Origin of the sequence: Tumidithrix helvetica PCC 7403, assembly GCF_965232925.1 — a bacterium.
Taxonomy (GTDB): Bacteria; Cyanobacteriota; Cyanobacteriia; order Pseudanabaenales; family Pseudanabaenaceae; genus Tumidithrix; species Tumidithrix helvetica.
This window is the reverse complement of sequence record NZ_CBDDRA010000002.1, coordinates 23,941-38,878: the sequence shown is the minus strand read 5'-3', so window position 1 is coordinate 38,878 and position 14,938 is coordinate 23,941. Positions and strand designations below refer to the sequence as shown.

The window sequence follows — 14,938 nt, the reverse complement described above, 5'->3', positions numbered from 1 at the left end:
GCTATACCAACAGCGATCGCACCGTTAAAGTTGTCTGTTTCAAGCAAAGATATAGGCAATCAAAAATAGTGGACTTCGTTAGTTGCTACTATTGCTACGTTTTATAGCTACAGTCATTAGGGTTAAGGGGCTTAAGCCCCTTGTTATTTCTAAGCTTTATTATGTCCTAACGATTAGGACTTACTTAATAACGCTACAGCAAACTCTCAAGCTAAGATATAGATTACTATTGGCTCCATTTGAGAGGTATAGCTATGGATCTATCCACAACCCTATTACAAGTCAAAGCACTAACCATTGACGATCGCATTTGGCTAGTTCAAGCTATCTGGGACAGCATCAGTGCAGAGCCAGGACAACTTGAGCTAACAGAGGCGCAGAGCCAAGAGTTATCACGCCGTCTTACTGACCACAAAATTAATCCTCAAGCAGTAGTCTCTTGGCACAATGTTAAAGCTCAGGCACTTGCTAGAGCAGGGATACATTAATGAGTTTGCCGATCGTATTTCGGGTTGAGGCACAGGCTGAATTTGACGAAGCATTTGATTGGTACGAGCAACAGCGAACAGGGCTTGGAGTTGACTTTCTCATGTGTGTTGCTGAGATATTGGAACACATTGAGTCATTGCCAGAAGCCTATGAGATTATTTACGAGGATGTTCGACGCGCAGTTGTTCGTAAGTTTCCATACCTAATTCTGTATAAGGTTGAACCCGATCGGGTTGTGGTACTGGCAGTGTTTCACAGTAAGCGCGACCCGCAGGTGTGGCAAGATCGGGTCTAACGTTATACCAAAAGCGATCGCACCGTTAAAGTTGTCTGTTTCGAGCAAAGATTAGGCAATCAGAAATGTTTTGCTTCGTTGCTTAGTTCCGAGAAGTTATTGGCGATTTCTTAAGTTTAACCCGCACAGCTTTTGAGCAATACGCCCAGTAATACGCCTACCCCACCAAACCGCACGATTTGCCAAAAGGGTTCGCGAAAACTATTCCAAGATAGCAACCGACTTTCTAGGTCTACCTCAACCAATTCGAGTTGTTCGTTAATTTTGTCGAGTTCTTGCTTGAGTTGTGCCTTCTGCTCTGAGGGTAAATTCTGCTTAATTTCTGCTTGCAGATCGGCTTGCTGCTGTTGGAGTGCTTGGCGATCGCGCTGTCCAGTCTTAACCTGCGACAATCTTTGCTTTACCTCTTGCAACAGTTGCTCGGCTTGCTGCAACTGCGCCTCTAATTCATCCCACTCTGACGGCTTACCTGCTGACACAAAAGAATAAAACGGTAAAATTAAGTAATCCCCTGCATTCTATAGCAGTTCAGTTGCCAATCCTAAAATACTCATACTGAGTTAACCTATGACCCTAACCCCAAACAAACCAACGGTCACATTACCCACAGAATCTACGCGCACCGTCGGAAAAGGAATGCGGGTGGCGGTGATGTTTATCTTGAGCGCGATCGTCTTAATTGGCATTTTAGGGGGACGGGTTGGTTATTTGCAGTTAATCGAAGGCGATCGCAACCGACAACTTGCTGAAAATAATCGAATAAGGCTAATTGCCAAGGCACCCGAACGCGGACGCATCTTCGATCGCAAAGGGAATATTATGGCGACGAGCCGACTTGCCCACGCAATTTATCTATGGCCGATCGCCCAACCCAAGGAAAAATGGCCAGCCACCATCGATCGCTTGGCAGAACTTATGGAAGTACCAGCCAATAAGATTGCCGAGAAACTCGAACAGGAAGGCTACAATTCACCCAGCTTAGTCCGCGTCGCCGCCGCAATTAGCCCCAAGTTGGTAACGAGACTATCCGAGCATAGCCGCGAACTGATCGGAGTCAAAGTCGATCCTGAGGCGGTGCGCTACTATCCCAACGGTGATGTTGCTGCCCATGTTCTTGGCTATACAGGCGAGCTCACCTCTGACGATTTAAAAAACCGCCGCGAGAAAGGCTATCGACCTGGGGATGTTATGGGTAAAGCTGGTGTAGAAGATGCTTTTGAGTCGATATTGCGCGGAGAGTGGGGCGGGCAACAGGTAGAAGTAGATGCCATGGGCAAGGTGTTGCGCGTCCTAGGACAAAAGACACCTAAACCGGGCAATGCGGTGCGCTTAACCATCGACCTCGATTTACAAAAAGCCGCAGAGGCAGCCTTGGGTGAGATCAAGGGTGCGATTATTGCCATGAATCCCAATAATGGCGAGATCTTGGCAATGGTCAGTCATCCCACCTTCGATCCAAATGTATTTTCGGGAAAAATTTCAGAAGCAACATGGGCGCGTTTGCAATCTACCGATCACCCCTTCGTCAATCGTGCTTTACAGGGATATCCTCCTGCTAGTACGTTTAAAGTGGTGACAATGACAGCTGGGCTAGAGTCTAAGGTGTTTTCACCCAACGATCTGTTGCCGACCTACGCCTATCTGGATGTGGGCGGCTTTCAGTTTTGGGATCACAACAAGGCAGGGTTTGGCACGATTGGTTTCTCTGAGGCAATGGCTTACAGTAGCAACACCTTTTTTGGACAGGTGGGTCGGCGTGTAGGTGAGAAATCTTTGGCGGAATGGGCGCGCAAGTATGGATTTGGAGCCCATACAGGTATAGAGCTTGCCAGTGAAGAGGCGGCTGGGCTCGTGCCTGACCCAGAATGGAAGCTGAAGACAATTAAGGAGCCTTGGTTTGAAGGCAACACGATCAATATGTCGATCGGACAAGGGGATGTGCAGGCAAATTTACTGCAAGTGGGGATGATGGTCTCTGTACCCGCGAATGGAGGGTATTTGATCAAACCGCATCTCTTGCTCGAAGATACAGCCTCCAAGGAATGGCGCAAGTCACTTAATCTAGCACCTAGCACCCTAGAAGCCTTGCGACAAGCTCTTCGTGCAGTCTTCCAGATTGGCACTGCCAATGCACTTAACTCAGAAGAGGTCGCCATGGCAGGTAAGTCGGGCACAGCCGAAGATCCTCCCCGTCCCAACCATGCATGGTTTACTTGTTTTGCGCCCTTTGAGAGCCCAGAAATTGTCGTTACTGCTTTTGCCGAAAATGCCGGCGGTGGTGGTAGTACGCTCGCAGGGCCGATCGCCGTGAAAGTCATCGAAGCCTACATGAAGATTAAGACGCAACCCAATACGCCCAATAACCCACCCGTTCCTACCTTGAATCAATAATGCCAATTGCAATTGAAACTGGTATGAGCTGGTCTTATTCGCAATAAATTCTTGACTTCATGAAGAAATGATTCGCTTCCAATTGTGATGAATTCTTGACGTAACTAGTTTTGCTGCGTTGAATCCCTATGGCATAAGCTCCTATTGAAGTGGGAAAATAGATATACTGGATTTCCGCAGATACAGGAGTTTCAACCACTGTGGTTACGCCAGCAAATCTACCCCTAATCGATCCAGTTGTGAATATGTCGAATCCCTCAACCCCATATGAGGCAAAAACCCGTGAAATTGCCCAGAAAATTTTAGAAGCTAGTAAAGGTTCCTTCTGGACAAAGCTTAAGGATGATTTGCGTCTAGACGACAAGCTGATGGCTTGGGCAATGGGAAATGAAGGGCTGCGGGTACAGATGTTTCGCCTGATTGACTGTTTGCCTGCCCTACGCAGCAAACCCGAAACCGCACGTCATATGCAGGAATATCTCGCCAGCGATGCGGTGGAAGTGCCTGCGCTCAAATCACTGCTTAACTTTAGTACCGATAATCCTAACTCCCCTACAGCGATCGTGGCGGCGACCACCCTCTCTGCTGCGGTTGAATCCCTCGCCCGGCGCTACATCAGCGGCGCTAACTTAGGGGAGGCGATCAAAAACATTGAAAAATTACGACGCGATCGCTTTTGCTTCACGATGGACTTACTCGGAGAAGCCGTGATTAGTGAAGTGGAAGCGCAGTCATACCTAGAACGCTATGTACAGATGATGACGGAGCTAACGGCTAAAGCCAAGTCTTGGCAGGTCATCGAGCAAATCGATCTAGCCGATGGCGAAATTCTACCGAGGGTTCAGGTTTCGGTAAAACTCAGTGCTTTCTATTCGCAATTCGATCCGCTCGATCCAGTTACCACGACCCAAAAGGTGAGCGAACCCGTTCGTACCTTACTTAGAAAAGCGAAGGAATTGGGCTGTGGTGTCCATTTTGATATGGAACAGTATGCCTATAAAAACCTCACCCTAGAAATTCTCAAGCAGGTTTTAACGGAACCCGAATTTTGCGATCGCACCGATGTCGGGATTACTTTGCAGGGCTATTTGCGCGATAGCGAACAGGATTTGTTAGGGCTGGTGGCATGGGCAAAAAAACGGGGTAAACCTGTGACCGTGCGCCTCGTCAAGGGAGCCTATTGGGATCAAGAAACGATCAAGGCATACCAACAGGGATGGGATCAACCTGTTTTTGCCCAGAAAAGCTCTACCGATGCCAACTACGAGCGCTTGATTGAAATTCTATTAGAGAATCATAACTATCTCTACGCCGCAGTGGGCAGTCATAATGTGCGTTCTCTCGCCAAAGCGATCGCGATCGCCCAGACCTTAAAGATTCCGCGCCGCAATTTTGAACTTCAAGCACTCTATGGCATGGGTGATAAATTTGCCAAAGCGATCGCCGATCTGGGCTATCGGGTGAGAATTTACTGTCCCTTTGGCGATCTAATTCCGGGCATGTCCTACCTGATTCGGCGCTTGTTAGAGAATACGGCAAACAGTTCGTTTTTGCGCCTAAGCGTGAATGAATCTCGTCCTATCGACGAACTGGTGGCGATTCCCACGATGGAAACCACGGATGGGAAATCCCGACATATTGCCTTCGATGGCTTTGTCAATGCTCCCGACGCTGACTATTCCCAAGATCGCGAGAGAACTGCGGCGGAAAAAGCCATCCAATCTGTTCTCCATCAGTTTGGTAAGACCTATTTCCCTGTCATCAATGGGGAATCCATCCCAACGGCATCCTTTGTGGAATCGCTCAACCCCTCTAACTTTAAGCAGGTGGTGGGTAAGATCGGACTGGCAAGCATTCCCCAAGCCGATCTAGCAGTTACAGCAGCGAAACAGGCATTCCCCGCATGGAAAAAGCTGTCTCCAAAATCTAGAGGGGATATTCTGCGTAAGGCTGCCGATCTAATGGAAGCACAACGGGCAGAACTGACGGCATGGATTGTCTGGGAAGTAGGCAAGCCCTTGCGTGAAGCCGATGCGGAAGTTTCAGAAGCGATCGATTTCTGTCGCTACTATGCCAAGGAAATGGAGCGAATTTCTCAACCCCATCAGCGCAATGTCCCCGGCGAAGATAACACCTATATCTATCAGCCCCGTGGTGTGGTGGTGGTGATTTCTCCTTGGAACTTTCCCTTTGCGATCGCTTTAGGCATGAGTGTTGCTGCTCTAGCCGCAGGCAATACCGTAATTCTTAAACCCGCCGAACAGTCCTCTGTGGTGGGGGCAAAAATCGTCGAAGTCCTGCAAGCCGCTGGAATGCCCAAAGGAGTATTTAACTATCTTCCCGGCATCGGTTCGGAAGTGGGAGCGCATTTGGTCAAACATCCCGACGTGCATTTGATTGCGTTTACAGGTTCGCAACAGGTGGGCTGTCAAATCTATGCCGATGCTGCGATTTTGCGCCCCGGTCAAAAGCATATGAAGCGCGTGATTGCTGAGATGGGTGGCAAAAACACGATCGTGATTGATGAAAGTAGCGACCTCGATCAAGCGGTTGTGGGTGTGATGAATTCTGCCTTTGGCTATGCTGGTCAGAAATGCTCTGCTTGTTCTAGAGTGGTCGTGCTATCGCCTGTCTATGACAACTTCCTACATCGACTGGTGGAAGCAACCCGTTCCCTCGTTGTGAATGAAGCCCATCTTCCCAATACCAAACTGGGTCCTGCGATCGATGCTGAGGCTCAAGCCAAGATTCGCAGCTACATTGCCAAAGGACATGAAACCGCCAAGGTGGCACTAGAGATGCCCGTTCCCGAGCATGGCTATTATGTCAGTCCCACGATTCTCTCAGAAGTCGAGCCTGAAAGTGCGATCGCCCAAGAGGAAATCTTTGGCCCCGTACTTGCCGTAATCAGAGCCGAGAGTTTCGAGCAGGCTCTCGCGATCGCCAACAACACCCCCTATGCCCTCACAGGCGGTCTCTATTCCCGCACGCCTTCCCACATCGATCGCGCCTATCGCGAATTTGAGGTCGGGAATCTCTATGTCAATCGCGGTATCACAGGGGCTTTGGTCGATCGCCAACCCTTTGGTGGCTTTAAGCTCAGCGGCATTGGTTCCAAAGCGGGTGGCCCCGACTATCTGCTCCAGTTCCTCGAACCTCGCGTCATTACCGAAAACACGCAACGTCAAGGCTTTGCGCCTTTGGATATGATTGAATAGAGTATCTGGAAGAAAAACAAAATTGCCGATCTAAGCATAAAATCATAAAGTGCAGTATCTATCAACACCTAAGCCAAGCCGAAAAAGTGGCCGACGGCTTCGATAATTTGTATAGCAGAAATGCACTGATGATGCGCTCTAAGGCTCTGATAGCCTTGCCAGCAAGGTTTGGTTTTCGTCGGGCTTGTCGCGAACGGCAATTTTAGCGAGGACTTCTACTTGTTCGAGGGCATCGGCTTTACCTTCATTATTAGTGAGATTTTATCAGCATCAATCGCTTCTTGCTTACGATCGCTGCATCTCACAATTTTTCAAACTCACAAAACAATTTTTTTACTTTTGTCGAAATTGCGATGCCTCGTTCGTCATAGAGGTATAAAGCATCAAAATATCTGTGCTTTAATCAAACCCCAAACGGATAGACTCCCATGAAATATGCAGTTCTAGTTTACGAGACCGAGCAAGACTTCCGCGATCGCGAAAAATACATGCCCGCATACAACGCCTACTCTCAAGCCCTATCCGAGACAGGAATAGCAGCGGGTGGCGCGGCACTTCATCCCAGTTCCACAGGCACAACGATACGCCTCCAAAATGGACAACGAAAAGTTCAAGATGGTCCCTATGCCGACACCAAAGAGCAACTAGGAGGATTTTTTGTGATCGATGTTCCCGATTTAGATACCGCATTAGACTGGGCCGCCCGTTGCCCTGCCGCCAGTAATTGCGCGGTTGAAGTACGTCCTTTACTACCCATGAATTAGGAATAGGAGAACGTTCTATGAAGCTCTATTACTTCCCACCCTCTCCCAACACCCGCAAAGTCCATGCCGTAGCCATTCATCTTCAGATGACCATCGATCTGAGATTAGTGGACTTAGAGAAACGCGAGCAATACAATCCCGAATTTATCCAGTTAAATCCCACTGGACGCACGCCCGTTCTGCAAGATGGCGACTTTATCCTTTGGGAATCTACAGCGATCGTGCAATACTTGGCTAGTCAAACTCCCAATTCTCTCTGGCCAGAAAATCCACAAATTCGGGCTGATATCATGCGCTGGCAGAGTTGGCAACTGGCTCATTGGTCTCAAGTCTGTCAGCCATTACAGTTCGAGAACTTTGTGAAGGCTTTGTTGCAACTGGACGAACCAAATCCGCAAGTAGTCCAGCAGGCAAGCGATCGCTTTCATAAAGAAGCGATCGCCTTGAATAATCATCTGGCAAATCGGGAATACCTAGTCAATAACACCTTGACCTTAGCCGACTTCTCCGTTGCCAGTGACTTGACCTATGCAGTGCCTGCACGATTTCCATTAGAAAACTATCCTCATATTCAGGCATGGTATGCGCGGATCGAGCAATTACCAGCTTGGCAACAAACCGCACCGAGGGGCTAAAAACAGATGGATGCACGTCGAGCGGCAGAATTAGCAGCACGCAACTCCTATGGAAGATTGGTTGCTTATCTGGCAGCGCGATCGCGGGATGTAGCTGCCGTCGAAGATGCCCTCGGCGATGCCTTCCTCACTGCCCTAAAAACTTGGGCAGAAAATGGAGTTCCAAAAAATCCTGAAGCTTGGCTGTTGGTGGCAGCGCGACATCGTCTGATTGATGCGGGAAGACGCAAGCAAGTTCGCGACAAAATTTTCGATACTTTCAAACTGAACGAGATAGAATCGCAAACAGAACCTTCTTTAGAAACAGCAACCTTTCCAGACGATCGCCTCAAGCTACTATTTATTTGCGCCCACCCAGCGATCGATTCCATAATTCATACACCTTTGATGCTGCAAACTGTTCTCGGTCTGAATGCTGCACAGATTGCATCGGCATTTCTAGTTGCTCCTACAACGATGAGTCAGCGATTGGTCAGGGCAAAAACAAAAATTCGCGATGCGGGTATTGCATTTGAATTGCCAGCGGCGAAAGAATTACCGATTCGATTAGCTGCCGTGTTAGAAGCGATCTATGCAGCTTACACCAATGCTTGGGAAACTGTGGATGGAGGCGATTCGCGTCATCGAGGACTGGCAGAGGAAGCGATCTGGCTAGCGCGCCTGTGCGTGCAGTTAATGCCCCAAGAACCCGAAGCACGCGGATTACTTGCCCTTATGCTCTACTGCGAAGCCCGACGCGATGCTCGTCGCACCGCTAGCGGTGCCTATATCCCGCTATTACAGCAAGATATCAAGCTTTGGTCGCAGCCTACGATCGCTGAAGCAGAAGCCGAACTATCTCAGGCAGCAACGTTTAAGCAGATGGGAAGATTCCAGCTTGAAGCCGCGATTCAATCGATCCATAGCCAACGTGCCGTGACGGAGCAAGTCAATTGGGAAGCCTTGGCATTGATATATGAAGGGTTGATTCAGCTTTCACCGACGCTAGGTGCATTGGTAAGTCATGCGGCAGCGATCGCCGAAGCAAAAGGACTCGAACAGGGATTCGCACGGCTCAATGCTCTGCCTACGGAAGCTGTAAAAAATTACCAACCCTATTGGGCGCTAAAGGCGCACTTACTCAAGCAGCTAGGATACAAATCTGAAGCTCGACAGGCTTATGCGCGCGCGATCGGTCTTACCGAAGATTCCGCAATTCGCGAGTTTCTTCTCCATCAGTCCTTGCCATTATGATTGCAGCACTTTTTTCCTGCACGCCTCTTTCTTGACGAGCTGAATGGAGTCAAAGCTGCTATGAAACTGGGATAAGTTGAATTGTTTGGCGATCGAAAAATTGCTGCTGAAACGCTAGTTCGTTTACCAACTTGATAAATTTCTGTGCTGATGACGATGCAGCTAGAGTTTGAGGAGGATTCGATATGGCAATCCGGCGGAACGCATCCCCGTTTTGGGAATCGCCTTCCATTTGATTCACAAACCAACCACAGCTTTCTAAGGCAGTTAGACCCTCTTGAAGAATTTTAGGATCGCGAATTCCCAACTTGGACTGCAAGCGATCGAGATCGATGACTTTACCCGTGCGATCGAGGTGTTTGGCAATACCCACTAAAATCCGCCATGCCTCACCGCCTCTCATATTTTCAGGTGGGGGATAGATTAGAGCTAGAGGCTGTTGCGATCGCGCGGCAATCTCGATCAGCGCGTGAATTTCTTGCCAGCTCGTCGGGCAGCGATCGCAAGCGATTACGCCATCAGGCAAGGGTGTGGACTTACCGCGCCAGTCTAGGATGGCGATATCTGAGGGGCTAGCTGATGCTGTGGGGATATCTTCGATGGACTTCGCAAGTTCCAATTCTGAAGTTACAATTTCTTGAGTATGAATATCGATGATTCTGACTTCGTAGGTCTTTTTAAAGGAATTATCGATCAGCTCGACGACGACATCACAAACCCCATCGGGAATCTCGTAGCTGTAATGCCCCCACCAATCGCCGCGAATTTCACCCGTTTCATCGACCAGAGAGAATTCGGACTTAATGTATTCAACCTTCTGACCTCGAATATTCTTGATATTGGCGTTAAATTTATCCTCAAAGTGGCAGTTTTGAATCAAAAGCTTAGGCGCAGGATTTCCCATGCCGTAGGGTTCGAGTAATTTTAGTTCGCGAAATAGCTGCTGCCCAAGATCGGCAATCTTTACGACGAGATCGATTTGCAGGCTGGATAGAATCCCCTTTCTGCCTGAAGTTCGATCTAGGGAAGTTGTGGAAAGATCGTACTGGCTCCAAAATCGCTGATTTAAGGCTTCCCGTAGCAAAGGCAAATTTTCGGCAGGCAAACTCAGTCCCGCTGCCAGTGGATGTCCACCAAAACTCAACAGTAAGTGCTCTTGCCCTTTAATTAGGTCATATAGATCGATGCCCGAAGGCGATCGCGCGCTGCCTTTAGCGATACTTTTGCCATCCTCATCCTCAATCGTACAGAGAATAACGGGTCTGCCATATTCACTGGCAACTTGACCTGCAACCAGTCCCAAAATTCCCACCGACCACTGCGGATCGTCCAGCACCAAAATTCCCATAGTGGAAAGATCGATTCGATCGAGTTTGGCTTTGACCTGAGCAAAGACTTTCTTTTGTAGTGCCTTGCGTTGGGTATTGGCGAGTTCCGCTAATTTGACCAATTCTTGACATCTTGCTTCATCCTTACTGGTCAGCAGCTCCACGCACTTACGCACATCTCCCCAAATCCGACTGACCGAATTGATGCGCGGCGCAATCCCAAAACTAATGTCCGTGGGGCGATCGCCTGCCTTTTTGCACTGCTCTAACAAAAACTTCACACCGAGCCGCGATTTTTGCTTGAGGACTTCGATGCCTCGTTGAGCCAAATAGCGACAGTCCCCCACCAATTGCACCAGATCGGCAACCAGACCGATCGCCACGAGGTCTAATAAATTCTCAAGAGGTTGCTGGGGCACATCAGGTAGGGTTTCGTAAAGTGCCTCGATCAGTTTATAGGCAACAGCTACACCTGAGAGGTGAAACAGAGGATGCTCGGGATCGAGATAACGAGGATTCACAATGGCAGTGACAGGAGGACGTTCAGCAGGCAGGGTATGGTGATCGGTAACAATGATGTCTATTCCTAGCGAGCTGGCGTAGAGGATTTCAGTTAGATTGGTGCTGCCCGTATCGCAGGTAACGATCAAGCCTTGTCCCTGTTCGCAAGATTCCGAGGAACGATCACTGCTTATACCTTCAAGAGAACTGTTATCAGAATCTGCATGAGAACCTTCATAGGAATTTTTATGGGAATTTTCTAGAAACCACTGCTTTAATGCATCGATCCCCTCTATGGATAAGCCGTGGGATGCTGTGAGGCGATCGGGAATGAAATAGCTCAATTGCTGCGATTGTGAGAAAAATTCACCCAATCCCTCCCATAACACCGATGTGGCGGTAATGCCATCAGCATCAAAATCTCCCCAGATCGCTACTTTCTCACCTGTTGCGTATGCTTGTTGAATTCTAGCGATCGCGGCTTGCATCTCTGCCCCAAAAGCAAAAGCACTGGTCGGGTGATAGGCCTCTGGCGATAAAAAAGCTTCCACTTGCTCTGGTTTTCTAATCCCGCGTTGCCACAAAAGTTGGGCAGCAAAATTCCCGATGCGATCGGCTAACCACACTGGAGGCTCACAAGTTGGAAGAATTTGCCAACAAATCATACAAATTTCAATCGCGATCGCTGGGGATTTGAATTCTTTGTAATAGTAGCTTAGTCAATCGCTCTTTGGGGAGAAAGGTTTGGGAGCGCAAAAAACTACTGGTGCATTTTAGGGAATTTACTCAGATAGAGGAATTTCAAAGACTGTGGCTAAGAGGTCAGAAGCATGAATAGATGGATAGTCGTTAAAGCCTAATTCCTTGATGCGAACAGTATTTTCCCGATCGATCGTGACTCTAGCATTGAGCTTTGACCTTAGCGATCGCCATTGTTCGACACTTAAATCATGAACTAGAGAAATCTGGGGTTCTTTTTCCAAATCGAGATCCTCTTGCAAGATCGTTTCCAATAAAAACTCTGTGAGAAAGTCATTAGCCGTTTCAAAATCAATGGCATTCACATCGATTAGGAGAGCCATTCTATCGCGTTGGGAATGATTAAGTATGCTCGCGATCGCAGGCTTTAGGGAAGCATGAACGGCTTCAAGTCCATCTTGCCAACTAGGAAAAACGATCGCGTTGATATCCAGCAATCCGAGCGAGTCAAGTGTTGCGGTAGCAAAAGACTCCAAGTTCTCTACCTTGATAGAATTTTCAGGATTAGGAAAGTTCTTATATTCTGGAGCTTCTGTCAAATCAGGGAAAGTGTAAAATCGATCCGTCAAGGATTGAGCAGAGATGCTAAGGTGACCAAACAAATGCTGAATTTGAGCTTTTTCCTCAGGGGTTCCGACTGGTAAAAATGTAACTTCTGAAAGTATCTGAAAAAGCCATTTAGATTTCAACATCACAAAGCTAGTAATTGATAAGACAGCCACTACACGATCGTTGAGATCTTCGATATAGGTTGGTACTAGTTGTAAGTAGGCTTGAAGAATCTGTAAAACAAACTGTTCAGGGGACTGATGTAATAAATCGCCCACAAATATTTTTTTTATGTAAACACCCCAATCGCCAGAATCATCAAATTTACGCATTGAGAAAAGAGGGGCAGGAATAAAAGCAAAACTTCCTATTAATGACAACTCAGCTAACATCAAATTATCAGTGCCTATAATTAGGTGGGCATGATTAACATGACGGACAACAGAAGTACGCATTAATCCATAGATGGGATAACAATAGTTCAATCCCCACAAAACATGTTGGAATCGAGGCATCTGCGTCATACCCTGTGTATCTAGATTTCCAGGAAAAACTACAATGGTTCGATCTTCTAAATCGATAAGATGAGTTTGAGGGTAACAAAGAACTATAGATGGATCTTGCATCATCACAGTTACACACTGTGAAAGAAATTGAGGATGATACAAATCGTGACCTGCTGCAAACATGAAATATTCACCTTCTGCATGATGTAATACCTGTGCAAAATTCTTAATCGATCCAATGTTACGATCGTTACGAAAATATCGGATACGAGGATCTCTTTGAGCGTATTCATAACAAATATTTTGAGTTTCATCCTCTGAAGCATTATCAGAAATAATTAATTCAAAATTTTTGTAGTCTTGAGCCAAAATACTATCTAAGGTTTTACGAAGAAATCGCTCTTCGTTATATATAGGCATACCGATAGTAATAAGAGGTTCTTGTGTTGTCATATCTCAAACATTATTTTTTAAGCTTGGGAAAAGGAATGAATTGAACCACTGATAATGGATAAAATTAAATACTTGGATTCACTCGATATTTCTGATATCAAACTAGATTTTAGCATTGAGCTTTCTTTTGCGCTCTCTATATCGCATGATTACTAATGAAAAGATTTATTGGTACATTTTTAGAAAATTTATTGCGACAGAGGAATTTCAAAGACTGTGGCTAAGAGGTCAGAAGCATGAATAGATCGATAGTCGTTAAAGCCTAATTCCTTGATGCGAATAGTATTTTCCCGATCGATAATGACTCTAGCATTGAGCTTTGACCTTAGCGATCGCCATTGTTCGATACTTAACCCATGAACTAAAGAAATCTGGGGCTCTTTTTCCAAATCGAGATCTTCTTGGAAGATCGTTTCCAATAAAAACTCTGTGAGAAAGTCATTAGCCGTTTCAAAATCAATGGCATGTACATCGATTAGGAGAGCCATTCTATCGCGTTGGGAATGATTAAGTATGCTCGCGATCGCAGGCTTTAGGGAAGCATAAACGGCTTCAAGTCCATCTTGCCAACTAGGAAAAACGATCGCGTTGAAATCCAGCGATCCGAGCGAGTCAAGTGTTGCGGTAGCAGAAGACTCCAAGTTCTCTACCTTGATGGAATTTTCAGGATTAGGAAAGTTCTTATATTCTGGAGCTTCTGTCAAATCAGGGAAAGTGTAAAATCGATCTGTCAAGGACTGAGCAGAGATCCTAAGGTGACTAAACAAATGCTGAATTTGAGCTTTTTCCTCAGCGCTTCCGACTGGTAAAAATGTAACTTCTGAAAGTCTTTGAAGAAGCCATTTAGATTTCAACATCACAAAGCTAGTAATTGATAAGACAGCCACTACACGATCGTTGAGATCTTCGATATAGGTTGGTACTAGTTGTAAGTAGGCTTGAAGAATCTGTAAAACAAGTTGCTCAGGTGACTGATGCAATACGTCGCCCACAAATATTTTTTTTATGTAAACACCCCAATCGCCAGAATCATCAAATTTACGCATCGAAAGCAGTGGCTCAGGAATAAAAGCAAAGCTTCCTATTAATGACAACTCGGCTAACATCAAATCATCAGGGCCTATAATTAGGCGGTCATGATTAACATGACGGACAACAGAAGTACGCATTAATCCATAGATGGGATAACAATAGTTCAATCCCCACAAAACATGTTGGAATCGAGACACCTGCGACATGCCTTGCGTATCTAAAGTCCCAAGGAAAAATCCAAGTACTCGATCTTGCAGATCGATCCAAGCAGTTTGAGGATAACAAAGAACTATAGATGAATCTTGCCGCATCACAGTTACGCACTGTGAAAGAAATTGAGGATGATATAAATCGTGACCTGCGGCAAACATGAAATATTCACCTTCTGCATGATGTAATACCTGTGCAAAGTTCTTAATCGATCCAATGTTACGATCGTTACGAAAATATCGAATACGAGGATCTCTTTGAGCGTATTCATAACAAATATTTTGAGTTTCATCCTCTGAAGCATTATCAGAAATAATCAATTCAAAATTTTTGTAGTCTTGAGCCAAAATACTATCTAAGGTTTTACGAAGAAATCGCTCTTCGTTATATATAGGCATACCGATAGTAATAAGAGGTTCTTGTGTTGTCATATCTCAAACATTATTTTTTAAGCTTGGGAAAAGGAATGAATACATTCGATGATTTCTAGCGGACAGCCCGCAATCATATTTTGTAATGCTGCAATGATGTCTGTTTTTTGCATAGTTTTGATAAGGGTAATACCATTTTCAAAA

General features: G+C 46.4%; 11 protein-coding genes. 7 read left to right on the top strand and 4 right to left on the bottom strand.

All coding sequences use genetic code 11. The features are described from left to right. Positions 1–254 precede the first annotated feature (254 nt). Positions 255–488, top strand: a complete 234-nt coding sequence (locus ACP2WE_RS01985) for an addiction module protein (RefSeq protein WP_330486228.1) — start codon at positions 255–257, stop codon at positions 486–488. Continuing rightward, positions 488–784 (top strand): type II toxin-antitoxin system RelE/ParE family toxin, encoded by a 297-nt coding sequence (locus ACP2WE_RS01980; RefSeq protein ID WP_425213926.1) that lies wholly within the window; start codon positions 488–490, stop codon positions 782–784. The genes ACP2WE_RS01985 and ACP2WE_RS01980 overlap by 1 nt, the downstream gene beginning before the upstream one ends. 116 nt (positions 785–900) lie before the next feature. Here ACP2WE_RS01980 and ACP2WE_RS01975 read toward each other — a convergent pair whose 3' ends face one another. Next, positions 901–1,263 (bottom strand): sll0565 family protein, encoded by a 363-nt coding sequence (locus ACP2WE_RS01975; RefSeq protein ID WP_425213925.1) that lies wholly within the window; start codon positions 1,261–1,263, stop codon positions 901–903. 88 nt (positions 1,264–1,351) lie between these two features. Here ACP2WE_RS01975 and mrdA point away from each other — a divergent pair, with 88 nt between their 5' ends. From mrdA to ACP2WE_RS01950, 5 genes are all read left to right on the top strand, one after another. Beyond that, positions 1,352–3,175: a penicillin-binding protein 2 gene (gene mrdA / locus ACP2WE_RS01970; RefSeq protein ID WP_425213924.1), complete on the top strand. Its 1,824-nt coding sequence runs from the start codon at positions 1,352–1,354 to the stop codon at positions 3,173–3,175. A 245-nt stretch (positions 3,176–3,420) separates the two neighbouring features. Beyond that, complete coding sequence (pruA, locus tag ACP2WE_RS01965) at positions 3,421–6,393, top strand: L-glutamate gamma-semialdehyde dehydrogenase (protein WP_425214215.1); 2,973 nt, start codon at positions 3,421–3,423, stop codon at positions 6,391–6,393. Between the two features lie 428 nt (positions 6,394–6,821). Continuing rightward, complete coding sequence (locus ACP2WE_RS01960; RefSeq protein WP_425213923.1) at positions 6,822–7,157, top strand: YciI family protein; 336 nt, start codon at positions 6,822–6,824, stop codon at positions 7,155–7,157. A gap of 17 nt (positions 7,158–7,174) precedes the next feature. Next, the gene (locus ACP2WE_RS01955) at positions 7,175–7,792 is read left to right on the top strand and encodes a glutathione S-transferase family protein (RefSeq protein ID WP_425213922.1); all 618 of its coding nucleotides are present in this window, start codon (positions 7,175–7,177) and stop codon (positions 7,790–7,792) included. Between the two features lie 6 nt (positions 7,793–7,798). After that, on the top strand, positions 7,799–9,025 hold the full coding sequence (locus tag ACP2WE_RS01950) for an RNA polymerase sigma factor (protein WP_425213921.1): 1,227 nt from the start codon (positions 7,799–7,801) through the stop codon (positions 9,023–9,025). Between the two features lie 58 nt (positions 9,026–9,083). Here ACP2WE_RS01950 and ACP2WE_RS01945 read toward each other — a convergent pair whose 3' ends face one another. The 3 genes from ACP2WE_RS01945 to ACP2WE_RS01935 all read right to left on the bottom strand — a co-directional run bounded on the left by ACP2WE_RS01945 (position 9,084) and on the right by ACP2WE_RS01935 (position 14,794). Further along, on the bottom strand, positions 9,084–11,519 hold the full coding sequence (locus tag ACP2WE_RS01945) for a single-stranded-DNA-specific exonuclease RecJ (RefSeq protein ID WP_425213920.1): 2,436 nt from the start codon (positions 11,517–11,519) through the stop codon (positions 9,084–9,086). A 117-nt stretch (positions 11,520–11,636) separates the two neighbouring features. Continuing rightward, the gene (locus tag ACP2WE_RS01940) at positions 11,637–13,121 is read right to left on the bottom strand and encodes a glycosyltransferase family 2 protein (RefSeq protein WP_425213919.1); all 1,485 of its coding nucleotides are present in this window, start codon (positions 13,119–13,121) and stop codon (positions 11,637–11,639) included. 188 nt (positions 13,122–13,309) lie between these two features. After that, positions 13,310–14,794 carry a glycosyltransferase family 2 protein gene (locus tag ACP2WE_RS01935; protein WP_425213918.1) on the bottom strand — a complete coding sequence of 495 codons (1,485 nt, stop codon included), beginning with the start codon at positions 14,792–14,794 and terminating at the stop codon, positions 13,310–13,312. Positions 14,795–14,938: the final 144 nt, after the last annotated feature.

Bases quoted from the DNA above. Each gene is read 5' to 3' on its own strand.
- ACP2WE_RS01945 (WP_425213920.1), bottom strand. From the start codon at position 11,519: ATGATTTGTTGGCAAATTCTTCCAACTTGTGAGCCTCCAGTGTGGTTA.
- ACP2WE_RS01980 (WP_425213926.1), top strand. From the start codon at position 488: ATGAGTTTGCCGATCGTATTTCGGGTTGAGGCACAGGCTGAATTTGAC.
- ACP2WE_RS01940 (WP_425213919.1), bottom strand. From the start codon at position 13,121: ATGACAACACAAGAACCTCTTATTACTATCGGTATGCCTATATATAAC.
- mrdA (WP_425213924.1), top strand. From the start codon at position 1,352: ATGACCCTAACCCCAAACAAACCAACGGTCACATTACCCACAGAATCT.
- ACP2WE_RS01960 (WP_425213923.1), top strand. From the start codon at position 6,822: ATGAAATATGCAGTTCTAGTTTACGAGACCGAGCAAGACTTCCGCGAT.
- pruA (WP_425214215.1), top strand. From the start codon at position 3,421: ATGTCGAATCCCTCAACCCCATATGAGGCAAAAACCCGTGAAATTGCC.
- ACP2WE_RS01955 (WP_425213922.1), top strand. From the start codon at position 7,175: ATGAAGCTCTATTACTTCCCACCCTCTCCCAACACCCGCAAAGTCCAT.
- ACP2WE_RS01985 (WP_330486228.1), top strand. From the start codon at position 255: ATGGATCTATCCACAACCCTATTACAAGTCAAAGCACTAACCATTGAC.
- ACP2WE_RS01950 (WP_425213921.1), top strand. From the start codon at position 7,799: ATGGATGCACGTCGAGCGGCAGAATTAGCAGCACGCAACTCCTATGGA.
- ACP2WE_RS01935 (WP_425213918.1), bottom strand. From the start codon at position 14,794: ATGACAACACAAGAACCTCTTATTACTATCGGTATGCCTATATATAAC.